Consider the following 22,478-nt stretch of genomic DNA (forward strand, 5'->3'; position numbering starts at 1 on the left):
CGTGTTACGCCGAATGAGGCGGAATGCGGGGCGGATCGGGAGCGCGGGCTTTTGTAGGCTGTTTTGCAGTTTGTACGAACAGGTGGCCGAACTTTTGTAATCCGGACGAGTGTGCGCCGGTCAGTACGTGATCGTCGCGACGATCGTATCGGTGTAGGTGCCGGCGCTCGGCGTCGTCTGCGGCGGTACGCGGCCGTATACCGTGATGCCCTGATTCGAGCCGGTGCCGAAGGCGCTGATGACCGACGTGCCATTGGTGCCGTCGCCCCAAGGGGTGGAGAACGAGGCGTTGGTGTACAGCTGATACTTGACCTGCTCGGTGCCCCCGTTTTTCGTCATGCGCCGGTCGGCCACGCTCGCGCCGGTGCCGCTGCCCGCCGACAGCGCGATCGAATAAGAGTCGTTGTTGGTGCATGCAACGCTCAGCGTGCCGGTCGCGGTGAGCGCGCCGTTCAGCACGCCCGAGGCGCCGAAGTTGATGTTGGTGGCGGACAGCGAGCAGTCGTTGATGACCGGCGCCACGACGAGGAACGACAGCGCGGTGGCATTCGAAGTGACCGTGGAGCAGTCGGGGGCGAGCAGGACATACGCCGTGTAATCCATCTCCGCCGAGCCCGTGCCGAAGAACACGGAGGAGTAGTTGCCGGCGACGAGCGCTGTCTGGCCGGGCGCCGTGCGGGCGTAGATCGTCACGGAGCGGCTTACCGAGGACACGCCGAGCGGAAACGTCAGGTCCACCGCGACGGGCGCAAAGGTACCGGACGCGCGTGATCCCCAGATCGTGGAGTAGCCGGCATCGGAGTAGAGGTTGTACTGGATCGTGCCGGTGCCCGTCGTGGCCAGGCGCGGTGAGTACGAGGTGCCGCCGCCGCCGGTGCCGAAGTTGAGGCATACGCGCACCGGCGGGTTCAGCGCAGCAGGGGTGCAGGTGATGTTGACCGTCCCCGTGATGCTCGCGACGGAAGTGGTCGCGGGCGCGATCGGGCCAAAGGTGATGCCCGACACCGTCGCGCTGCAACTCTGCGCCTGCGCCGCGGCGCCGAACAGCAGGAACACGAGGAACAGCACGATGCGCTTCATGGCGACGCAGCCCCGCACGTGAAGGGGCCGAGCGTCGGCAGGCCGTGACCCTGAGCCTTGTAAGGCACCTGCACTTCGCAGGGCTTGCCCGCCGGCGCGGCATCGAGCGTATTCGACTGGGAAAGATCGTCCACGAAAGCGAGACCGTCGTAGCCCACCACGTACTGCTTCCCGGTTTCGCGATGCGTGATCTGGGTTCCGACCGGCAAGGGCTGGCCGTTCGCAGACAGCAGTTGCAGCTGCGCGCCGTGGAAGTCCTGCAGCGGGAAGCGTGCGAGCACGCCGGCGTGCGCCTGCGGAGCGAGATTCAGCTGGGTCGTGGCGATGGACGTATCGGCGGGAAGGCCGAGCGGATCGATGGAGAGATGGTTCGGCTGATACGAGACCAGGTCCGGCACCAGCAGATGCCCCGCCGAATTGGTCTTGCCGATCTCGCGGTTCTCGTGCAGCACCGGAATGCCCGCTACGCCGTCCGTCGAGACGAGGGCGAAGGCGTCGTCGATACGCCGGCCGGCGAGCACGTCGCCCGCCATCACGACGATCGAACCGGAGGCGTCCAGTTCGCCGTAGGTGCGCGAATCGACGTTCGCGACCGACGCCAGCAAGTCGCCGTAGCGGCCGCGATAGGTGCCCTGCGCGAGCGACTGCTGGATGCCGTTCTGGCGCGAGCTCTGGACCTGCCAGCCGAAGCCGCCGCCGTAGTCGGCCGTCTTCGACAGCGCCGCGCCGAAGATCGGCTTGCCGTGATCCGAGCCGGCGTTGACGCTCGCGTTCAGCGCGCCGCCGATCACGAAGCTCAGCGCGACGAAGACACCGGTCGTGCGGCTGTCGCCGAAGTCGTGATAAACGCTCGCGGACAGCGACGCGCCGCGCGGCAGGCTGGTCGTGTACGCGAGCGAGCCGATGCGCGAATCGCCGTAGTAGGGATCGTCCACGCCGACGAAGCTCGCGCTTGCCGTGCTCGACGAACCGAGCGCGCGCAGCGGCGCGGCGAGGGTCGCGCGATAGGTCGCGCGCGGCACCGGCGTGCCTTCGGCGGCGGCGAGGTCGCTGTAGTGCGGCGTGGCCTTCGTCGCCTGCAAGTCGACGGAAATGGCCGGCGTGCGCCATTGCCAGCCCGCCGCGATCTGCACGCCGCCACCGCCCGTCGACGGTTGCCGGGGAATGGCCGTGGCCTGCGGTGCAATCGACCCGAAGCCATCGTAGTAGCCCGCCGGATAGACATAGAGCGGCGCCGGGTGGGCGCCGCCGTTGCCCGCGCTGCCCGCCACCGCCATGTTGAACACGCCCCACTGGCCAATGCCGAACAGCATGCCGACGCCCGCGTTATAGACACCGCGGGTGATTTCGCTGTGCGCTTCGAGCGTGAACTCGTCGGTGATCCCGCGCCTCAGCGACGCCGACAGCGACGGGTCGCCGGCGTAGTCGAACGAATCCAGCGAATAGGCGCGCCGCACGAAGCCCGCTTCCACCGAAAAATCCGTGAGACCGCGCGCGAGCAGACGGGCATCGATATACAGCGGCACCGTGGTCATCACGCTGCGCCCGAGCGTATCGCGGCTCACGATGACCGCTTCGCCCGCGCCGTTGATCGCGGGCACCGCGTTGATGACGAACGGTCCCGAAGGCGCGTTGCCGCTGAACTGGCGCACGTTGTTCACATACAGGTCGACCGCGCTCGGCACGGCCGCCGAGCCGGCCAGCGCGGGCACCGGATAGGTGATCAGGTCCGGCCGCAGGCTGAAGTCGCGCGACAACTGCGCGCCGCCCATGCGCACCGGCCGCGTCCAGGTGAGCGAGGACGAAATCGTGTCGCCGAGACGCGTGGTCATGAGCGTGTCGGTGTCGGAATGGCTCCATGACGTATCGAGCCGCACGTAGCGATGACGGTCCGAATACCAGTACGCGGTGCCCGTGTTGTCGAACACGCCGCCCGGATAGAAGAAGCGCTCCTCGCTGAAAAGACCGTATTGCGTCGGCGAGTTGGTCTGCACCGTCGCGTCGTAGTTGATGACGAGGCCCGTGCCGGTGACGGCCACCGGCGGACGCGCGGGCGTGTTGGCGAGCGCGGACGGCAGACGGCGGGAATCGGTGGTTTCGAGGTTGATGCGCTGCCGCTCCGGCTGGTATGTGTAGCGCAAGCCCGGCACGAAGCCAAGCCCGACGCGGCCCTGGGCGTCGGGCTTGAGGTCGTCGGTGCGCAGGCCGAGGTCGCGGAGCTCGCTGGGCGTCGTGTAGATCATCGTGTCGGTGATGAAGAACTTCGCGATCTTCTGCGTCGACACGCCGTTGATGGCCACTTCGAGATACAGGTCGCCCGTCCCGCCGGCGATGCCGTCCGCGACGGGGAAGCCGCCGCGCAAGGCGGCCAGCGTGGCGGCGGGAAGGTCACCGGCGGCCAGCGTCGCCGGAACGTCATCGGCGCGCGCCGGCACGCATGTCGAAGTCAATATGCAAACCGCGCAAACCGGCAGCACCCAGCGCACGCGCCTCAAGGCATGGCCGCGGGTGTGGCACGAATGCCGGTGGGGCGAGTGCATCCACGGGTCACCGATCGGGTTGCGGTTCGACGACGCTCACGCGCATCGTCACCGGTTCGCCGTTCACGAGCGCCTTGAGCGTCGCCGAGGTCACGCCCGAGGGTGCGCCCTGCACCGGCCAGCGGCGGGCCATGTGCGGCAGGGCGTATCCAAGGAGGCCGGCGGACACCTGGGTCGAATGGCCATTGGGCCAGTCGAGGTGCACGCGGCTCAGTTGCGCGTGGAGATCCGTGTTGTTCGCCGCGCGCAGCATCAGGGTGTCGTGGCCGTCCGGCGCTTCAGTGCGTTCGAGCGACAGCGCAAGTGCAGGCACCTGGTCCTCCCTGGCGCCGACGAACACCGGCACCGAATAACGCAACTGCATGCGGATGCCGGTCGAGGAGGCGGCCTGGCCGTTCGGCAATTCGTCGATCAGCAGCCGGTAGGCTTCCTCGCGGACCAGCGGGGTCGTGCTGACGCGCAGGATGCGAACGGTCTGATCGCCACCCGGCGCGACGTTGACGATAGGCGGACTCGCAACGATGGCCGAGGTGCGGTCCAGATGATCTTCATCGACCGTTTGCGTCCATGCGAACACACGCACCTGCGCATAGAGCGGCACGGTGCCGTCGTTATGCAGCGTGAGGGCGGCGGCGGGTTTCTCGGCGGACAGGTCGAGCCGGATCGGCGAAACCTGAAGCGCAGCGCCCCACGCGCTGCCCAGCGGCGAGAGCGTGAGCAGCACGAACGTGTACAGCCACCCCCGCCTCACCCGGCGGAGGGCTTGACCCACCTTCGGATCGCGCATACCTAGAACGTGATGGTCGCGGTGACCGTCGACGTATAGGTGCCCGCTGCCGGGGTGGTCTGCGGCGCGACGCGGCCATATACCGTCAGCGTCTGTGCCGCACCGTTGCCGGTGCCCGCCACAGTGTCGGTGGCGACCGTCTGCCCCCAGATCAGGGTGCGGGCGGCGTCGCGGTAGAGCTGATAGGCGACGGTGGGAACAGGCGTGCCGGTTCCGCCCAGCAAACGGGCGGGGATGGTCGAGCCGGCGACCGAGCCTGCGTCGAGCCCGACGTTATAGGCCGCGCCATTCGAACACGTGACCGCCAGCGTGGTCGTCTGGTCGATGTTCGCGGCAATGACGCCTGACGTACCGAAGTTCAGCGGGTTGGCTGTGATGTTGCAGTCGTTCTGCAACGTCAGGGACACCACGAAAGTCGTGGTCTTGGTAGCGGCTCGCGCTCCGAAGGGAATGAGGGGCCCCGTGGCTAACGCGAGTGAAATGAATGAAACCGCAATCGAATGACGACGCATTCTTCACCTCAGATATTTTTTTATTGATGTGTCCGTGTTCGACAACGTTTGCGCAATGAACGCAAATGGCGTCTACACCTCGGTGGACGTTTCCATTCTTGTTCAATCCTCACACCGAAGACGTAACCGTTTGTAACGAAAGCAACGGATTAACGGAATGCTGCAACGCACTCTTTTAAAAGGCGATTTCGACGACGGGTTTGTTGCGCGTTGGGGTTTTGTCAGACTCGGCAACCTTGAAATCGGCGAAATACTGTCCGGTAAGGATGCGATATTGACCCGATGCCGTGCAGGCGACGGCGGGCCGACGGGCGTCGGTATCGAGGGTGCAGACCTCGTAGATGGTCAGCGAGACGGCGAGCTCGGCGCTGGTCGCGGCGAGCGTGGAGGGCGCTGCTCCGATCGCGAGCAACAGGGTGAGCACCGCGGCCGACGCCGCGAGCGAGCGAATTCGAGATGCCATGGAGGTCACGAGACACGAGGTGAAGGCGGCCGCGAAGCGCATCGGCCGACTGCGCCAGTTGGCGCGTGTTCTCGTTTACGGCACGTCCTCCATTAACTTGACGAAACCTCGTCAGACCCGCCCGGCGTCGATCACGCCGTGGCCGTCTGGGCCACCGGCCGCATGCGTTCGAGCGCGCTGCCGTCTTCAAGAAACAGATGAACGTGACGAATGCTGAAGCCCGCGTTGAGACGCTGGCCTTCCACCGCGCTCGATTCGCCCGAGCCTTTCACCTGGATCACGAGATCGTTGGCCAGACGCAGATGCAGCAGCGTCTCGCCGCCGAGATGCTCGATCACCATGACCTCGCCGCTCAGGCCGCTGTCGATGTCGCCGCCGCATGACTCGATGAAGTGTTCCGGCCGGATGCCGAGTGTCAGCGTCTCGCCCGCCTTGAGCGCGCCGGCGGCGAAGGGCAGCGTGAGCGCTTCGCCGCCCGGCAGCTCGATGGTCACGCCCAGGTGATCCGTGCGCATGACGCGCACGTCCATAAAGTTCATCTTCGGAGAACCGATGAAGCCCGCGACGAAGCGGTTGTGCGGCGCGCGATACAGCTCGAGCGGCGAACCGATCTGCTCCACGCGCCCGTGATTCAGCACGACGATGCGATCCGCCATCGTCATGGCTTCGGTCTGATCGTGCGTGACGTAGATCATCGTGGCGTTCAGTTGCTTGTGCAACTTGATGAGTTCGAGGCGCATCTGCACGCGCAGCGCGGCATCGAGATTCGAGAGTGGTTCGTCGAACAGGAAGACCTTCGGCTCGCGCACGATGGAACGCCCGATGGCCACGCGCTGCCGCTGTCCGCCGGACAGCGCGCGCGGCCGCCGTTCGAGCAGCTGGCCGATCTGCAGGATCTCCGCCGCGCGCTGCACGCGTTCCCTAATCTGCGCTTCGGGCAGCTTCAGCATGCGCAGCCCGAAGGCGATGTTCTCGTACACCGACATGTGCGGATAGAGCGCGTACGACTGGAACACCATGGCGACGCCGCGCTGCGACGGTTCGAGTTCGGTGACGTCCTCGCCGCCTATCAGGACTTGCCCGGAGTCGCAGCGTTCGAGTCCGGCGATGGTGCGCAGCAAGGTGGACTTGCCGCAGCCCGAAGGCCCGACGAAGACCATGAACTCCCGGTCCGTCACTTCGATCTCCACGCCCTTCAGCACGTCCACGCCGCCGAAGGTCTTGCGGATCTGCTGCAAATGAACTGCGCTCATGCGTTTGTCTCCTGTGTGCTGCTGCGGCAGCGCAGCATCGGATGCATCGGCGATTTTTGTTCTTGACAACCTGTTCGGGCCAAAATATACAATTGTAAAACCGAAATTACAAGTGAAACGACGCGTATGATCCGGAGCGTGGAAGAGGCTTCGCGACAGGCTCGTTGCACGTACTGGAGCGCAGGAAAAGAAGCACGAACGAACTGAACCCGACCGCAATTCCGCTCGATAAAAACCAAGGAGACAGGCATGAAGAAGCGCTTCATCCCGGCCACGCAACTCGGCCCGATCAAACACCTCGCGGCAGTGGCGCTACTGGCGGCAAGCGCGGCGTTCGCGGCATCGAATGCGCAGGCCTGGACGCTCAAGGAAGCCGCGCAGCCTTACTCGGGCACGACGATCAAGGCCATCTTTCTCGACCGCCCCGGCTACAAGGCCGCGCAACAGCTCATTCCGCAGTTCGAGAAGGAGACGGGCATCAAGGTGCGCTGGGAAGTCATTCCCTACGAGAACACGCGTGAGAAGGAAGTGCTGAACTTCGTCGGCGGCGGGGACCAGGACATCGTGCTGGTGGACGTCGTGTGGATCGGTGAATTCGCGAGCAACAAATGGCTCGTGCCCATCAAGAAGTTCACCGACGACCCCAAGCTCGCGGACCCGAGCCTGAACCTGAAGGGCTTCTTCCCCATCCTGCTCGATTCGTTCGGGTCATGGGACAAGGTCACCTACGGCCTGCCGTTCGATAACTACTCCGGCCTGATGTTCTACAACAAATGCATGTTGAAGGACGCGGGTTTCGACGAACCGCCCAAGACCTGGGAGGAGCTCCTCAACGTCTATGCGCCGAAGCTCACGAAGGGCGACAAGTTCGCCTTCGCGCTGCAATCGCGGCGCGGCGAAACGCAATCGGCGGACAGTTTCATGCGCGTGCTGTGGCCCAATGGCGGCTCGCTGCTCGATGCGAAATTCAAGTCGAACCTGATGTCGCCGCAATCGCAGGCGGGCCTCGAATACCGGCAGAAGCTGATGAAGTACATGCCGCCGGGCATCGTCGACTTCGATCACGCGGAAGCGGTGAACGCGCTTGCGCAAGGGCAGGTCGCGATGATCACCGAATGGTCCGCCTTCTATCCCACGCTGACCGATCCGAGCAAGTCGAAGCTCGGCAACTGTCTCGCCATCACGACCGAGCCGAAGGGCCCGGCAGGCCTGAAGCCTGCGCTCGGCGGCTTCTCGCTCGCAGTGAATGCGAAGTCGAACGCGAAGAAGCAGGCGGCGTCCTGGCTCTTCATTCAATGGATCACGTCGGAAGCCATGGCGAAGCCGTATCTCGAAGCGGGCGGCGTGCCGGCGCGCATGGCGGTGTACGAGGACAAGGCCGTGCAGGACAAGTACCCGTTCGTGAAACCGATGGTCGAGTCGTGGCAGGGCGGCGTGCCCGATTACCGGCCGCGTTTCCCGGAATGGCCGGCGGTGTCGGAAGTGATCGGCGAATGGGGCAGCAAGATGATGCTGGGCCAGGTGACGGTGAAGGAGGGCGCCCAGACCATCGGTCAGAAGACCGAGGACATCCTCAAGAAAGCGGGCTATTACGACGGCAAGAAGCCCTTGCTGAAGTAACTCGTTCACAGGAACCGGAGGCGATCGAATGGCATCACCCGCACTGCACGCGAGAGGACCGCGCAAACCCGCGCGCTATTTCGGCATCCTGCCGCGTTCGCCCGCCTTCTGGTTCCTGATACCCGCCATTGCCGCGCTGGCGATCATCGGCATCTATCCGTTGCTGCTTGCGCTGTACAACTCGTTTCATCAGTACAAGCTCGCGGATCTGGGCTCGGGCACGCCGTTCATCGGGCTCGACAACTACATCGCCACGCTGACCGATCCGTCCTTCTGGGGCGCGCTCGGTCGCACCGCGCTGTTCCTGTGCGTGACCTTGCCGATCGAGGTCGCGCTCGGCTTGTTCGCGGCGCTCATGCTGCATCGCACGGAACTGCCGTGGATGCGTGCGGCGGCCCGCGTGAGTCTCGTGATTCCCATGGCAACCACGTATGCCGTGGTCGGGTTGATCGGGCGGCTGATCTTCAATCGGCAGTTCGGCGTGGCGAACTACCTGACCGGTTTGATCGGCATTCCGCCGCAGGACTGGCTCGCCGACCCGACGCTCGCCTTCGTCTCCGTGATGATCATGGATATCTGGCAATGGACGCCGTTCTGCGCGCTGATCCTGCTCGCCGGGCTCTCCATGGTGCCGAAGGAAGCGGAAGAGGCGGCGCGTCTGGAGACGCCGAAGTGGAGCATGATCCTGTGGCATCTGCAGCGGCCGTATCTGCTGCCGGGACTCACGGCCATTCTCATCCTGCGTTCCGCCGACATGCTGAAGATGTTCGACGCCGTCTTCACGATGACGCGCGGCGGACCGGGCGCCGCGACCGAGTTCATCAGCGTCTATATCCAGCGGGTGGGCTTCCGTCTGTTCGATCAAGGCATGGCGTCCGCGCAGGCCATCATCCTGCTGATCCTGACCATCGTGCTGTCGCGTCTTTACATTCGTTTCGTGTATCGGGAGGCTGCGTGAGTTCATCTGTCCCGCAGGCGTCGAACGGCGCCCTGTCGTCACGCGCGAAACGCGCGCGCGCTGCGCGCAAGCGCGTCACCGCATGGCATTTTCTGGGCCTTCTGGTGGTGTTTCTGTCGTCGGTCTTTCCGTTCTACTGGATGGTCACGACGAGCCTGAAGAGCCAGGCCGATGCACTCGCCTATCCTCCGAAGTGGCTGTTCTCGCCTACGTTGCATCACTACTCGGCGGCGCTGTTCGAGCATGATGTCGCGGGCAGCCTGCTGAACTCGCTGATCATCGCGAGCAGCACCACCGTGCTCGCCATCCTGCTCGGCGCGCCCGCGGCCTACGCGCTCGCGCGCTATGAATTTCGCGGCAAGGAAGACCTGTGGTTCTGGTTCATCTCGAACCGCATGGTGAGTCCCGTGGTGCTCGCCGTGCCGTTCTTCCTGATCGCGACAAAGCTTGAACTCGTCGATACGCATATCGTGCTGATCCTGCTTTACCTGACGTTCTCGTTGCCTATCGTCGTCTGGATCTGCACCGACCAGTTCCGCAATATTCCAATCGAACTCGACGAAGCCGCGCGCCTCGACGGCGCTTCACCCTGGCGCGTGTTCTGGCGCATCAACCTGCCGCTCGCGATGCCGGGCATCGTCGTGTCGGCGATCTTCGCGTTCATCTTCTCGTGGAACGACCTGCTGTATGCGCTCGTGCTGACGCGCAGCGACGCCATCACCTCGCCGGTGGCGGCCACGAGCTACATGAGCGGCTACGAATTGCCGTGGGGCGAGATCATGGCGACCGGCACGCTGATCGTCCTGCCGATGGTGGTGTTCGCGCTGGCCGTGTCCGGCCGGCTGGTGCAAGGGCTCACGATGGGCGCGGTCAAATAGAATCACGGCGACCATCACTGAAGACTGGAGCAACATGAGCAAGAGCGCACCGAGCATCGCCTTGGCGGAAACGGACGAGGCCATCGACTCCGAAGAGGAATTGCAGGCGCGCGTCGCGTGGCATTACTACGTCGGCAATCTGACGCAGCAGGAGATCGCGCAGCGCATCGGCAGCAACCGCGTGCGCGTGAACCGGTTGCTCGCCGCGAGCCGCGAGTCCGGTCTCGTGCAGATCACGATCAACAGCAAGATCGCGCCGTGTGTCGCGCTGGAAGAGGCGCTCGCCAAGCGCTTCGGCCTGGAGTGCGCGGTCGTCGTGCCGACCGGCGCGGACACCGAGGCCAACAACGCGGCGCTCGGCATCGGCGCGGCGAACTATTTTTCGCGGCAGATCAGCGCGGGACAGACCATCGGGCTCGGCTGGGGCCGCACCATTCGCGCGGTGCTGCGCGCCATGCCGCAGCGCTCCTATGGCGCCATTTCGGCGGTGTCGCTGCAAGGCGGGTTGTCGCATTGCCCGAGCATCAATACCTTCGACATCGTCTCCGATTTCGCCAACATCTGCCGCGCGGACAGTTATCTGTTCGCCGCGCCGATCTACGTGAGCAGCCAGAAGGCGCGCGACGTGATCCTGCAGGAAGAGACCGTGCGCGAAACCTATGAGCTTGCGCGCAACGCCAGCCTTGCTTTGCTCACCGCTGGCGACCTCACCGAGTCGCTGGTCGTGACCTATGGCATCGATAACCCCGAGCAACTGCGCACGCTGCAGAAGGCCGGTGCGGTCGGCGACATGCTCGGGCATTTCATGGATGAAGACGGCGAACTGATCGATCATCCGCTGAACCGTCGCACCGTCGCCATCACGCTGGAAGATTTGCGCAAGATCCGGCGCGTGGTGCTCGTGAGCGGCGGCAAGAAGAAATTCCATGTGACGCGCGCGGCGTTGCGCGGACGCTATCCGTCCGTGCTCGTGACCGATGAAGAAACCGCGCAGCGTCTTTGCGAGACACCTTGATACCCAACTGATGAACCCGACCATCGACAGGAATCGCGACTTTGCCGGCAAGACTGTGCTCGTTACGGGCGCGGGCAAAGGCATTGGCCATGCCACCGTGCATCTGCTGACGGAGCGCGGCGCGCGCGTGATCGCGCTGAGCCGCAGCCCCGCCGATCTCGATGCGCTGCGCGACAAGACCGGCTGCGAAACCATCGCCGTGGACCTCGCCGATGCAAACGCCACGCGTGAAGCCGCACGCAATGCGCAGCCCGTGGACCTGCTCGTCAACAACGCGGGTCTCGCGGTGCTGCAACCGTTCCTCGAAACCAGCGTCGAGGCCTTCGATCTGACGATGAACGTGAACCTGCGAGCCGCGATGATCGTCGCGCAGGAATGCGCGAAGAACATGATCGAGCGCGGCGTGGGCGGGTCCATCGTCAACGTGTCGAGTCTCTCGGCGAACGTGGGCTTTGCGTTGCATGCCGCGTATTGCGCGTCGAAGGGCGGCATGGACGCGCTGACCCGCGTGATGGCGACCGAACTCGGGCCGCACAACATCCGCGTGAACGCGGTGCTGCCCACGGTCACGATGACGCCCATGGGCGAACGCGCATGGAGCGATCCCGCCAAGTCCGGCCCGATGCTGGCGCGCATCCCGATGAATCGCTTCGTGCAGCCGCTCGAAGTGGCTCGCACGATCGCTTACCTGCTCGGCGAGGATTCGAGCATGGTGAGCGGCGTGAGTCTGCTTGTCGATGGCGGATTCCAGGCCTGCTGATCCCGCTTGTTCAACATCAAAGGAAAGATGATGGAAGCACTGGTTCTCGAGGAAGCAAGGCGCATCAGTCTGCGTCCGTTCAGCCTGCCGCAAGTGGTGGGACCGCGCGATGTGCGCATCAAGATTCATACCGTGGGCATTTGCGGCAGCGACATTCATTACTATCAGCATGGGCGCATTGGACCGTTCGTCGTCAACGAGCCGATGGTGCTCGGGCACGAGGCGTCGGGCACGATCGTCGAAGTGGGCGAAGAGGTCACGCACCTTAAACCGGGCGATCGTGTGTGCATGGAACCGGGCGTGCCCGACATGGAATCGCGTGCTTCGCGCGAGGGGCTTTATAACCTCGATCCGAAAGTGCGCTTCTGGGCCACGCCGCCGGTGCATGGCTGTCTCGCGCCCTATGTCGTGCATTCGGCCGCGTTCACCTACAAGCTGCCGGATAACGTGAGCTTTGCGGAAGGCGCGATCGTCGAGCCGCTGTCCATCGGGCTACAGGCTGCGAAGAAGGCCGCGATCAAGCCGGGCGATGTGGCCGTGGTGCTAGGCGCGGGCACGATCGGCATGATGTGCGCGCTGGCCGCGCTCGCGGGCGGGTGCAGCCGTGCGATCGTCTGCGATCTGGTGCAGGAGAAGCTGGATCTGATCGGCGGCGTGCAGGGCGTCACGCCGGTGAACATTCGCGAACGCCGGGCGCTCGACGTGGTGAAGGAACTCACCGATGGCTGGGGCGCCGACATCGTGTTCGAGGCGAGCGGTAACGAAAAGGCCTTCGACGGCATCGTGGACCTGCTGTGTCCGGGCGGCTGTCTCGTGCTGGTGGGCATGCCGCAGCATGCCATTCCGCTCGATGTGGTCGCGGTGCAGATCAAGGAAGCGCGGATCGAATCCGTGTTCCGCTACGCCAATATTTTTCCGCGCGCCATTCAGTTGATTGCATCGGGCAAGCTCGATGTCAAACCGTTCATCTCACGCACCTTCCCGTTTGCAGAAGGCATCAAGGCATTCGAGGAAGCGGCGAGCGGCGTGCCGACCGACGTGAAGGTGCAGATCGTTCTGGAAGAGTGAATCTCGAATCGCCTGGTTCAGAACAGCGCCTCCGCGACGTGCCACAGCACGCCGGAGGGATCGAACACGAAGCCGACCTTCATGCCCCAGCTCTGCACCGCAGGCGCACGCGCGGGATTGACCGGAAAGCTTCCGCTCAGCGCGGCCGCGTTATTGTCGCGCCACCAGGCATCGAGGTCGCGCACGAGCATCTGCATCATGAAGTTCTCGGCCAGTTCCTTCACATAAAAGTTCTGCAGGATGAAGCTGAAGCCTTCGGACTTCAGCATCGCGATGTTCTCGTCCTGATGCGTGATGCGAAAGCCGAGTGCTTCGTAGAAGCGCTTGGACAACTCGAAGTCTTTGGCGGGGACGAAAGGGCGCAGCGAAAGGAGTTGGCTCATTCGGAAGGTCGGCGAGGGTAAAAACGGCAGTGTACCGTGCGCGTAGCCCGGTACTATCATGTAACGGTCACCGTGGATCTTCGCCGAGGCCGAACGTGAAACGAAAGGATCTGCTCTACCTACTTGGTCTGTCGATTCTTCTGTTTTTTGCGCCGGCTTTCTGCATAGCCTTCATCGCATGCGGATTCGCGGACTTCCAGCGTAGCCGTCAATTCAATCTCGCCAGCTGGCGCCGCTACTTCTTCGGCAATGGCCTGCTCACGTGGGTGCTGTCGCCATTCAATCTGCTGGTGGATTTGTTATGCAAGCGCAATCGCGGCATCTATGCGCTTGCGGACCTGCCCGACGGTCATCAGGAAGAAATTCGTCACGTGATCGACGCGTTCCGGAAAAACCTGCCTTATGTTCAGGCGCATCTCGCCGCGCAGATGCCCGACAAGCGGCGGGGCATGTGCTTCGCGCGCTGGTATGGCGTGCCGGTGGAAAGCTCGATCGACTTGCCCGAGTTCGGCCGCGACTTCAAGTATGTGCAGACCATCGGCATATCGGTGTTCAATGAGCGGCAAAGCACCTCGGTCCACTACGGACCTTTGCGGCTCACGTTACGTTGTCTGTATAACCTGCAGCCGGTGCAGGACGAGAACGTGTATATCAATGTGGCAGGGCATCGGCATTACTGGCATGACGAGCCGCTCTTTATCTTCGACGACACACTCGTGCATCAATCCATCAACGATTCGGACCGCTTGCGCTATTGCATCTTTCTGGACATCTTGCGGCCCACGCACTTCGGCCGCGTATTGCATGCGCTCGTGACGGGTGTGCGCCTGAGCGTGGTGTCGGTGCGCCGCGTGTTCTATGCGAACTGGGAGATGATTCGCTGAGTCGGTCATTACAGCGATACGCCGAGCAGCTTGCCGAGTCCATAAGTGCAGCCCGCTGCCGCCAGTCCGATCAGCACTTGCCTTGCCGCTGAAAAGAGCGCACTGCGTCCGTTGAACAGTGAAGTGAAGACACCGATGCCGGCCAGCCCGAACGCGCTCAAGGCCATGCACTGCGCAATGCCGTTCGCGTTGCTCGACCAGAGAAAGGGCGCCGCCGGAAACATCGCGCCAATCGCGAACAAGGCGAACGACGCAAGCGCGGCCGTCCACGGATTGCCGCCGAGTTCGCGTGGATCGAGTCCCAACTCTTCGCGCGTGAGGGTATCGAGTGCCTTGTCCTTGTCGAGCATGATCTGTGCGGCCACACGGCGCGCTTCCGCCGGCTCGACGCCCTTCGCCTGATAGATGAGCGCGAGTTCGTGGCGTTCGGCGTCGGGCATGTGATCGAGCTCGTCTTTCTCTTTCGCGATCTGTGTGCGCGCCAGTTCGCGCGCGTTGGTGACGGAGAGCCATTCGCCGAGCGCCATCGACGCCGCGCCCGCGATCAGTCCAGCGAACGCGGTGAGCAGGACGGCCCTGCTTCCGGCACCGGCGCCCGCGACGCCCATGATGAGACAGAAGTTCGATACGAGCCCGTCGTTCGCGCCGAGCACGGCAGCGCGCAAGTTGTTGCCGGAGGCCACGCCGCGATGCCAGGCTTCGGCTGCCGCGATCGCGTGACCCTTGTCGAGTCCCTGGTTGCGGCTCACCACGTCCTGCACGATGTCCGCGTGATGGCGTTCTTCCATCGACATCTGCGCGGCATCGGGTTGCCCGGCGTACTTGTCGCGATCGGCCCGCTCGTTCGCCGCGACCGAGCGGAGCACGAAGTCCGGCCCGAAGGCGCGAGCCAGCGTGCGCATGATGCGCGTCTTCACACTCAGGTGATGCTCGCGAATGGGCACGCCATTCGCCTTGAGTTTCGCGGCCCAGATGCCGGCATGGCGGCGCTCGGCATCGGCTAGTTCGGCATAGACGCGTCGTTTGTCTTCCTGCGGTTCGGCTCGCGCCAGCGTGTCGTAGAGCGCGGCGCTGTCGAGTTCATCGGCGAGATTGGCGGTGAAGCGCCTGAGTTCAGCATGCGAGGCCATGACATCACCCTGAGTGGTTCGTCCGGTTCTTCTCAGGGTAATGACAAAGCCGGGCAAGGTTGCCAATAGCCCCACACGCCACGATAAGTGCGAATGTCTTCGCGTCTCAACTCAGTTGGGCGTCGATATCCACCACGATCTTTCCCTGTGCCATACCGCTCGTCAACGCTTCATAAGCGGCTTCAGCGTCATGAAGGTCGAAGCGACGCGGATCCACGCGCGGCATGAGCCTGCCCGCTTCAACGAGTCGCGCGGCCACACGCAGCATCTCGCCGTGATGAGCGCGATGTTCTCCCGTCAATAGCGGATACAGCGTGAACACGCCCGAATAGCTTGCTTCACGGAACGACAGTGGAGCCAGCGCATGGTTGCCCCATCCCAGTGCGCTGACGACATGGCCGAAGTGCCGGACCGCTGCAAACGAAGCATCGAGCGAAGCGCCGCCGGCCGTGTCCACCACGACGTCGAAGCCGGACCCTTGCGTATGTTCAGCGACGTAGTGCTCGACGCTCGTTGTCTTGTAGTCGATCGGTGTGGCGCCGAGGCTCTCGATATAGGCATGATCTTTCCGGCTGGCCGTGGCGAATACCTGCGCACCGAGCGAGCGTGCCAGTTGCACGGCGATGTGTCCGACGCCACCGGCGCCGCCCTGGACCAGCACGGTCTGGCCGGCCTGCACGCGCGCACGGTCCACGATGCCCGCATGAGCCGTGATGAAAGCGAGCGGCAGGGCGGCCGCATCGTGCAAGGAGAGATTCGCCGGCTTGTGGGCGAGCAGCGTGGCATCGACCGAAGCGTATTGCGCGAGCGAACCCTGTATGCCGCCCACGCCGCCGGTCATGCCATACACGGCATCGCCGGGTTTGAAGGCATCGACGCCGTGTCCGACTGCTTCGACGATGCCCGCCATGTCGATACCCAGCACGAGCGGCAGCGGATGCCGTGCGTGCGCCGCAGCGCCGGCGCGAATCTTCGTATCCAGCGGATTGAGGCCGCTGGCGGCGATGCGCACGAGAACCTGCCCCGCGCCGGGTTCGGGACGAAGCCTGTCGACGAGTTCGAGCGGACCGTCGTGACGATTCAGAACGAGTGCATGCATGGTGGACATCTCGGGCTCCTTGATGACTTGAATGCTGGTTTCGATGCGCTCATACTCGGCCATGCACGCAAGCATGTAAATCCACAGATTCGCACGGCGATCATACAAAAATGAATGGACCCGATCTCGACTGGAGCGACGTGCGGGTGTTCCTCGCCATCGCACGAACCGGCACGCTGGGCGCTGCGGCGCGGGCAACAGGCCAGACGCAGCCCACGATGGGACGCCGCCTGCGCGCGCTGGAGGAAACGCTCGGTCATGTGCTGTTCCAGCGCACGAGCGATGGCTTCGTGCTGACCGACGAAGGCGCGGCCGTGCTGTCCCACGCCGAGCGCATGGAAGAAGAGGCGCTCGGCTTCACGCGCGCGCTGGCCGGACAGGAAGCGTCGCTGACCGGCTTGCTGCGCGTTTCGTCGTCGGACTGGTTCGGCGTTCATGTGCTGACGCCGGTATTCGCGCGCTTTCTCGCCAGGCATCCCGATGTACAGCTCGAACTCGTGACGGATGCGCGCCGCTATAACCTGGCGCGTCGCGAGGCGGATCTCGTGTTCCGCATCACGCCCTTCGACGAGCCGGACGTTGTGCAGCGCAAGCTCATGCATATCGACTACGCACTCTATGGCCGCCGCGATTGCGCACCTCCTTCGCCAGGCGATGGAACAGGACAGACGCTCATCAGCATGGACAGCGCATTCGATCAGTTGCCGGACGTGCTGTGGGTCAAGCGCGCGTTGCCCAACGCGAGGATCGTGTTCGGCAGCAACAATCGCGATGTTCAGGCGCGGATGTGCGCGTTGGGAGCGGGCTTCGCGGTGTTGCCCTGTCCGCTCGGCGACGCCGATGCGCGCCTGAAACGCTTCGATCTCGGCGAGACACCGCCGGGTCGCGACGTATGGATGGGTTATCACCGCGACCTCAAGCGAGTTGCGCGATTGCGCGCCCTGCTTGAGGAAACGCTGTCGGCTTTAGGCAAAGCTTAGTCATTTGCAAGTCATCGACGCGGACTAATTTGCACTGCAACTAACCCTCTTTTTTGCTTGAAACCTTTGAATTTGTTCAAAGCCAACGCTTACACAAGCCTTAAAGGAATATCGAAGAAAATAGGGCTGCGGAGATTAAGGCAAGTCGATAACTTCTAGAGCACGTGCACGCGTGCCGCCTGTCGCGCTTGTTTTTAAAAGCGAGGCTACAATCCGCTTGCTATTTCTGCTCGATCTCACGCCGGCTGTCTCCCCGCAGCCGGCCATTTGCGCTATCCGCCTACTCCTACTCTTAAGCCGGAGCCGCTCATGACCACGCTTGATATCAACGGCCAGACTCATACGGTCGATGCCCCGCCCGACATGCCCGTGCTATGGGTCTTGCGCGATCTCGTCGGACTCACCGGCACCAAGTTCGGCTGCGGCATTGCGCAATGCGGCGCCTGCACGGTTCATCTCGACGGCGTGGCCGTCCGTTCCTGCGTGTTGCCGGTTGCGGCCGTGGGCGATCGCAAGATTACGACGATCGAAGCAGTCGGCGACACGCCCGCAGGCAAGAAGGTGCAGGCAGCCTGGCGCAAGCTCGACGTCGTGCAATGCGGCTACTGTCAGTCGGGCCAGGTGATGTCCGCCACGGCCTTGCTCGCGACCGTGCCCGATCCGGGCGACGCCGACATCGATGCCGCCATGGCCGGCAACATCTGCCGCTGCGGCACCTATCACCGCATCCGCGCCGCCATCAAGCAGGCCGCGAAGGAGGCGTGACATGTCGCAAGGACTGATCGAAGCGGGACGACATGCGGCTCGCGCGGGCTTTTCGCGCCGGGCATTCCTCAAGTGGGGCGTGACCGCGAGCGTGGCCGCGGGCGGTGGACTGCTGGTCGGCTTCAGCCTGCCCGCCGCGAGCCAGGACCAAGGCAAGGGCAAGTCGGTGATCGGCGGCGATGGCATTGAGACGCCGCAGGACGGCGTGTTCGCGCCGAATGCCTTCGTGCAGATCGACAAGAGCGGCAAGGTCGTGCTCATCATGCCGAAGGTCGAGATGGGACAGGGCGTCTATACGTCGCTGCCCATGCTGATCGCCGAGGAACTCGAGGTGCCGCTCGATCAGGTCACGATCGATCACGCACCGCCGAACGAAAAGCTCTTCACCGATCCGCTGCTGGGCGGTCAGCTGACGGGCGGCTCCACGTCCATACGTTATGCCTGGGAGCCCATGCGCCGAGCCGGTGCGGCTGCGCGCATGATGCTCGTCGCAGCGGCGGCGCAGCAGTGGCAGTGCGATGCGTCGTCGTGTCAGGCGCAAGGCGGCAAGGTGATTCATGCATCGGGCGACCGCAGCGCAAGCTATGGCGATCTCGCCGAAGCCGCCGCAAAAATGCCCGTGCCCACGGACATCAAGCTCAAGGATCCGAAGGACTTCAAGATCATCGGCACGCCGGTGAAGCGGCTCGACTCGCCCGAGAAGGTGGATGGCACCGCGATGTTCGGTCTCGACGTGCGGCTTCCCGACATGGTGTATGCCGCCATCGTCAACTGCCCGGTATTCGGCGGGACGGTCGTGTCCTTCGACGACAGCGCCGCGAAGAAAGTGCCGGGCGTGCGCCAGGTCGTCAAGTTCGACAACGGTGTCGCGGTCATCGGCGATCACACATGGGCCGCGAAGCGCGGTGCGGCTGCACTGAAGGTCGAATGGAACGAAGGCGCGGGTGCGAAGCTGTCGACGCGGCAACTCGTCGATGACATGGCGCAGGCCTCGCAGCGCACCGGCGCCGTCGCGCGCAAGGAAGGCGATGCGGGCAATGCGTTGTCGAGCGCGAAGACGCGCGTGGATGCCGTGTACGTTCAGCCCTTGCTTGCGCATGCAACCATGGAGCCGATCAATTGCACCGTGCACGTGCGTCCGGACGGCTGTGACATCTGGCTCGGCACGCAGGTGCCCACGCGCGTTCGCGATGCCGGCATGCAGGCCACGGGTCTGCCCGCGGACAAGATCGTCGTGCACAACCATTTGCTTGGCGGCGGCTTTGGCAGACGGCTCGAATTCGACATGGCGACGCAGGCGCTCAAGATTGGCAAGGCGCTGGGCGTGCCCGTCAAGGTGACGTGGTCGCGCGAAGAAGACATTCAGCACGACATGTACCGTCCGTGCTATTACGACCAGCTTTCCGCAGGACTCGATGCAAACGGCAAGCCGGTTGCGTGGACGCATCGCATTGTCGGGTCGTCGGTGCTGGCGCGTTTCGCGCCGCCCGCCGTGAAGAACGGCGTCGATCCGGACGCCGTGGAAGTCGCAGCCGATCTTCCCTACGACCTGCCGAATCAATTGATCGATTACGTACGGCTCGAACCGCATGATGTCCCCACCGCGTTCTGGCGCGGCGTGGGGCCGACGCGCGGCACCTTCGTGGTGGAGAGTTTCATCGACGAACTCGCGGCGCAGGCCAAGGCCGATCCGGTCCAGTACCGGCGCGACCTGCTGGGCAAGACGCCGCGCGCGCGCAACGTGCTCGATGTCGCCACGCAGGCGGCCGGCTGGGGACAACATGCGCTGCCGCAAGGCCAAGGACGCGGCGTCTCGGTGATGCACGCGTTCGGCAGCTTCTTCTCGATCGTCGCCGATGTGAGCGTCGACAAGGAAGGCGAGGTCAAGGTGGAGCGCATTGTGTGCGCGGTGGATTGCGGCATGGCCGTGAACCCGAACACCATCGAAGCGCAGGTGCAGGGCGGCATCATCTTCGGCATCACGGCGGCACTCTATAGCGAGATCACGATCAAGGACGGCAGGGTCGAGCAAAGCAATTTCACGGACTATCGCATCTTGCGGATTCATGAAACGCCGCCGGTGGAAGTGCATATCGTCAAGAGCACGGAAGCGCCCGGCGGAATCGGCGAACCCGGGACGGCCGCGCTCGCGCCGGCCATCACCAACGCGATCTACGCGGCAACCGGCAAGCGACTGAGGCAGTTACCGGTCGGCAGCCAGTTGCGCAGCGCCTGAGGGAGCCCGTCATGAAGAACGCATTCAAGCCTCTTTGCGCGGCGCTGTCTGCGGCAGGCATGGTCTTCTGCCTGTCGACTGCCGCTGCACGCGCCGCCGATACCGCGAACGACGCGCTCGTCGCCCGTGGCGCCTATCTCGCGAAAGCCGGCGATTGTGTCGCGTGCCACTCGATACCCAAGGGCAAGCCGCTCACGGGCGGCCTGAAGATGATGACGCCCGTCGGCGCCATCTATTCGACCAACATCACGCCGGACCCTGAAACCGGGATCGGCCGTTACACAGAAGAGGACTTTGCGCGCGCCCTGCGCAAGGGCGTGGCGAAGGACGGCCATAACCTTTATCCGGCCATGCCGTATCCGTCGTACGCGAAGATCAACGACGACGACATGCACGCGCTCTATGCCTACTTCATGCATGGCGTCACGCCGGTGAACCAGGCGAATCGCGAAGCGGACATCAAGTGGCCCATGAACATGCGCTGGCCGCTCAAGTTATGGAACATGGTGTTCCTCGAGAACGGCGCCTATCAGAACAAGCAGGGCAAGGATGTCGCGTGGAATCGCGGCGCTTACCTGATTCAGGGGCTGGGACATTGCGGCTCGTGTCATACGCCGCGCGGCATCGCGTTCCAGGAAAAAGGCCTCGATGAAAGCAGCAGCGCGTTCCTGACGGGCAGTCCGCTCGATAACTGGTTCGCCTCGAACCTGAGCGGCGAACACAACACGGGCCTCGGACGCTGGTCGGAGCAGGATGTCGCGACCTTTCTGAAGACGGGCGCGAATGCGCATGCTTCGGCATTCGGCTCGATGACGAGCGTCATCAACAACAGCACGCAACATCTCGACGATGCCGACATCGCGGCTATGGCGCAGTATCTGAAAACCTTGCCGGCAGCGGGCGGCACGGGAGCGCCGGCGTATTCGTATGATCCCAGGGCGACGCGCGTTTCGCTTGCGCGGCCCGCGGCTTCGGACGCGGGGGCACGCGTTTATACGGCGTACTGCATGCACTGCCACGGCGTGGACGGACGTGGCTTCGCGCCGATGCTGGCGCCGCTCGCGGGCAATCCGAATGTGCTGGAAAAGGATGCGTCGTCGCTCATCAACGTCACGCTCAACGGGACGGAAGATATCGTCCTGCAAGGCGTGCCCGCGCCTTACCCGATGCCGCGCTATGCACCGGTTCTGAATGACCGGCAGATCGCCGACGTCCTCACTTTCGTTCGCGGCGCGTGGAACAACAATACGCCGGCGGTCGCGCCGGAAGACGTGGCGAAGATGCGCAAGGCAACCCAGGCGGCACGCTAGGCGAACGCATGGCGCGCGCGTAGGTGATTCGCTTCACGAAGCAAAGTCGATGACGTCGAGGTGAATGGAACTGGCCGGGTGAGCCAAAAACTTCCGGTGGGCGCGCGCGCTGATGCGTTCATAACCGTCGCTCAAGGCCTTCAGCAGACGCTCGTCGCTTGCGCCGACGGGCGCCCAGAAACATTGCTCGAGCGCCTTGCGGGTGATATTGCATTGAATGGCCTGCTCGCGCGAGAACGCGACGAAACTGACGGACGCACGGTCCGCAGCGATGCTTGCATGGATCGGGGGCTTGCTTGTCATGATCCGACAGGGATGTCGAGGGCGCCGGTTTTATTGTGTCAGAAATCGACGCATGCGCGCACGCCGGAACGAAAGCGAAAGCTGTCTGCATTGCCTCAGGGTCCTTACTTCATTCAAGTGAAGAATTCCGCCTTGAGGAGCCCATGCCGGCGAACGTCCGTTCGTTCAAACGAATGTGCTTGAGATGCCTTGGCTTGCGATCGCTTGAATGCGTCGCCACTGGGCAAGCGATGGCGTTGGCGAACATGGATTTCAGGAAAAATGGAAACAAAACACGGTCCATGTGTACTACTCTAGGAACGATAATCCGAAGCGGCAGTGTCGCCCGGTTCTTTGGGCGGATTCACTAGCGCGACAATCCGGCTCGGCAAGCGGAACGTGTCTCGCATTCCCGTCATCACATCGGCAACGTTCACCCGGTCGCTGTTGCGGTGCGCGTCGTCGCGAACAGGAG

21 protein-coding genes are annotated in these 22,478 nt (G+C 63.7%); 11 read left to right on the forward strand and 10 right to left on the reverse strand.

The window, feature by feature from the left end:
* Window positions 1-120: 120 nt before the first annotated feature.
* From QCE88_RS24845 to QCE88_RS24870, 6 genes are all read right to left on the reverse strand, one after another.
* Window positions 121-1,080, reverse strand: coding sequence for a spore coat protein U domain-containing protein (locus QCE88_RS24845; RefSeq protein ID WP_309907289.1), 960 nt, complete (start codon window positions 1,078-1,080; stop codon window positions 121-123).
* Window positions 1,077-3,530, reverse strand: a complete 2,454-nt coding sequence (locus QCE88_RS24850; RefSeq protein WP_309907291.1) for a fimbria/pilus outer membrane usher protein — start codon at window positions 3,528-3,530, stop codon at window positions 1,077-1,079. Before QCE88_RS24850 ends, QCE88_RS24845 begins: the two co-directional genes overlap by 4 nt.
* Window positions 3,531-3,627: 97 nt before the next feature.
* Window positions 3,628-4,392: a molecular chaperone gene (locus QCE88_RS24855; protein ID WP_309907293.1), complete on the reverse strand. Its 765-nt coding sequence runs from the start codon at window positions 4,390-4,392 to the stop codon at window positions 3,628-3,630.
* A 17-nt stretch (window positions 4,393-4,409) separates the two neighbouring features.
* Window positions 4,410-4,919, reverse strand: a complete 510-nt coding sequence (locus QCE88_RS24860) for a spore coat U domain-containing protein (RefSeq protein WP_309836019.1) — start codon at window positions 4,917-4,919, stop codon at window positions 4,410-4,412.
* 175 nt (window positions 4,920-5,094) lie between these two features.
* The gene (locus tag QCE88_RS24865) at window positions 5,095-5,424 is read right to left on the reverse strand and encodes a hypothetical protein (RefSeq protein WP_309907296.1); all 330 of its coding nucleotides are present in this window, start codon (window positions 5,422-5,424) and stop codon (window positions 5,095-5,097) included.
* 89 nt (window positions 5,425-5,513) lie between these two features.
* Window positions 5,514-6,635, reverse strand: coding sequence for a sn-glycerol-3-phosphate ABC transporter ATP-binding protein UgpC (locus tag QCE88_RS24870; protein ID WP_309907298.1), 1,122 nt, complete (start codon window positions 6,633-6,635; stop codon window positions 5,514-5,516).
* A 249-nt stretch (window positions 6,636-6,884) separates the two neighbouring features.
* On the opposite strand from QCE88_RS24870, the gene QCE88_RS24875 reads away from it, so the two are divergent.
* From QCE88_RS24875 to QCE88_RS24900, 6 genes are read left to right on the forward strand one after another with little or no spacing between them, the layout of a single operon-like run.
* Window positions 6,885-8,255 (forward strand): sugar ABC transporter substrate-binding protein, encoded by a 1,371-nt coding sequence (locus tag QCE88_RS24875; RefSeq protein WP_309907300.1) that lies wholly within the window; start codon window positions 6,885-6,887, stop codon window positions 8,253-8,255.
* Between the two features lie 28 nt (window positions 8,256-8,283).
* Entirely contained in the window at window positions 8,284-9,213 is a 930-nt protein-coding gene (locus tag QCE88_RS24880; protein WP_309907302.1) for a sugar ABC transporter permease, read from the forward strand.
* Window positions 9,210-10,091: a carbohydrate ABC transporter permease gene (locus QCE88_RS24885; protein WP_309907304.1), complete on the forward strand. Its 882-nt coding sequence runs from the start codon at window positions 9,210-9,212 to the stop codon at window positions 10,089-10,091. The genes QCE88_RS24880 and QCE88_RS24885 overlap by 4 nt, the downstream gene beginning before the upstream one ends.
* 34 nt (window positions 10,092-10,125) lie before the next feature.
* Entirely contained in the window at window positions 10,126-11,106 is a 981-nt protein-coding gene (locus tag QCE88_RS24890; RefSeq protein ID WP_309907306.1) for a sugar-binding transcriptional regulator, read from the forward strand.
* Window positions 11,107-11,116: 10 nt separating this feature from the next.
* Window positions 11,117-11,866 (forward strand): SDR family oxidoreductase, encoded by a 750-nt coding sequence (locus tag QCE88_RS24895; RefSeq protein WP_309907308.1) that lies wholly within the window; start codon window positions 11,117-11,119, stop codon window positions 11,864-11,866.
* A gap of 30 nt (window positions 11,867-11,896) precedes the next feature.
* Complete coding sequence (locus tag QCE88_RS24900) at window positions 11,897-12,934, forward strand: NAD(P)-dependent alcohol dehydrogenase (RefSeq protein ID WP_309907311.1); 1,038 nt, start codon at window positions 11,897-11,899, stop codon at window positions 12,932-12,934.
* 17 nt (window positions 12,935-12,951) lie between these two features.
* Here the strand turns inward: QCE88_RS24900 and QCE88_RS24905 are convergent, their stop codons facing one another.
* Window positions 12,952-13,317: a VOC family protein gene (locus QCE88_RS24905; RefSeq protein WP_309907313.1), complete on the reverse strand. Its 366-nt coding sequence runs from the start codon at window positions 13,315-13,317 to the stop codon at window positions 12,952-12,954.
* A gap of 95 nt (window positions 13,318-13,412) precedes the next feature.
* Between QCE88_RS24905 and QCE88_RS24910 the strand changes: the two genes are divergently transcribed.
* Window positions 13,413-14,201 (forward strand): aspartyl/asparaginyl beta-hydroxylase domain-containing protein, encoded by a 789-nt coding sequence (locus QCE88_RS24910; protein WP_309907315.1) that lies wholly within the window; start codon window positions 13,413-13,415, stop codon window positions 14,199-14,201.
* Window positions 14,202-14,209: 8 nt separating this feature from the next.
* On the opposite strand, the gene QCE88_RS24915 is transcribed toward QCE88_RS24910, so the two are convergent.
* Both QCE88_RS24915 and QCE88_RS24920 read right to left on the reverse strand, forming a co-directional pair.
* Window positions 14,210-15,331, reverse strand: coding sequence for a VIT1/CCC1 family protein (locus tag QCE88_RS24915; protein WP_309907317.1), 1,122 nt, complete (start codon window positions 15,329-15,331; stop codon window positions 14,210-14,212).
* Between the two features lie 106 nt (window positions 15,332-15,437).
* Window positions 15,438-16,439 carry a zinc-dependent alcohol dehydrogenase family protein gene (locus QCE88_RS24920; RefSeq protein WP_309907319.1) on the reverse strand — a complete coding sequence of 334 codons (1,002 nt, stop codon included), beginning with the start codon at window positions 16,437-16,439 and terminating at the stop codon, window positions 15,438-15,440.
* A 101-nt stretch (window positions 16,440-16,540) separates the two neighbouring features.
* On the opposite strand from QCE88_RS24920, the gene QCE88_RS24925 reads away from it, so the two are divergent.
* From QCE88_RS24925 to QCE88_RS24940, 4 genes are all read left to right on the forward strand, one after another.
* A complete protein-coding gene (locus QCE88_RS24925; RefSeq protein WP_309907321.1) occupies window positions 16,541-17,410 on the forward strand; it encodes a LysR family transcriptional regulator in 870 nt (289 codons plus the stop codon).
* A gap of 309 nt (window positions 17,411-17,719) precedes the next feature.
* Entirely contained in the window at window positions 17,720-18,175 is a 456-nt protein-coding gene (locus QCE88_RS24930) for a 2Fe-2S iron-sulfur cluster-binding protein (RefSeq protein WP_309907323.1), read from the forward strand.
* Window position 18,176: 1 nt separating this feature from the next.
* A complete protein-coding gene (locus QCE88_RS24935; RefSeq protein ID WP_309907325.1) occupies window positions 18,177-20,411 on the forward strand; it encodes a xanthine dehydrogenase family protein molybdopterin-binding subunit in 2,235 nt (744 codons plus the stop codon).
* An 11-nt stretch (window positions 20,412-20,422) separates the two neighbouring features.
* Window positions 20,423-21,721, forward strand: a complete 1,299-nt coding sequence (locus QCE88_RS24940; RefSeq protein WP_309907327.1) for a cytochrome c — start codon at window positions 20,423-20,425, stop codon at window positions 21,719-21,721.
* A 33-nt stretch (window positions 21,722-21,754) separates the two neighbouring features.
* Here the strand turns inward: QCE88_RS24940 and QCE88_RS24945 are convergent, their stop codons facing one another.
* Window positions 21,755-22,024, reverse strand: a complete 270-nt coding sequence (locus QCE88_RS24945; protein WP_309907330.1) for a DUF1488 family protein — start codon at window positions 22,022-22,024, stop codon at window positions 21,755-21,757.
* Window positions 22,025-22,478 lie beyond the last annotated feature (454 nt).

The organism is Caballeronia sp. LZ035 (genome assembly GCF_031451175.1).
Classification (GTDB): Bacteria; Pseudomonadota; Gammaproteobacteria; order Burkholderiales; family Burkholderiaceae; genus Caballeronia.